The following is a 338-nucleotide window of genomic DNA, read 5'->3' on the forward strand; positions in this document are numbered from 1 at the left end:
CCTGCTTCCTGTGGGTTCAAAAGGGTTGATTCTGAAGCATATCGTGATTAATGACGAAGACGAGCTTTTGAGGATTTGGTGTAACCGACGAAAAATTTATTTTTACCGATACCGGATATTGAAAGCCACCCCAATTGTGCGGAACATTTTACTGCATAAGGCATGGCAGGAAATTTACCGGATAAATGAAATATGCCGTAACACTTCATTTGAAATTTCCATATGCCACCGTCTAATGGAAGACGAATAAACATCCAACCGAGCTTTTATCTACTAGAGCTAATAAAAGGTCTCTTTTTCTCTTTTTTTGTTCATTGCTATAATTGTCCATTTACATT

At 37.6% G+C, this 338-nt stretch carries 1 pseudogene; it reads left to right on the top strand.

From position 1 onward, the window contains the following. Positions 1 to 250, top strand: a pseudogene (locus tag HMPREF2907_RS13160) (hypothetical protein); the annotation flags it as partial. Between the last annotated feature and the right edge of the window lie 88 nt (positions 251 to 338).

This window comes from Neisseria sp. HMSC055H02, assembly GCF_001813335.1.
GTDB lineage: Bacteria > Pseudomonadota > Gammaproteobacteria > Burkholderiales > Neisseriaceae > Neisseria > Neisseria sicca_C.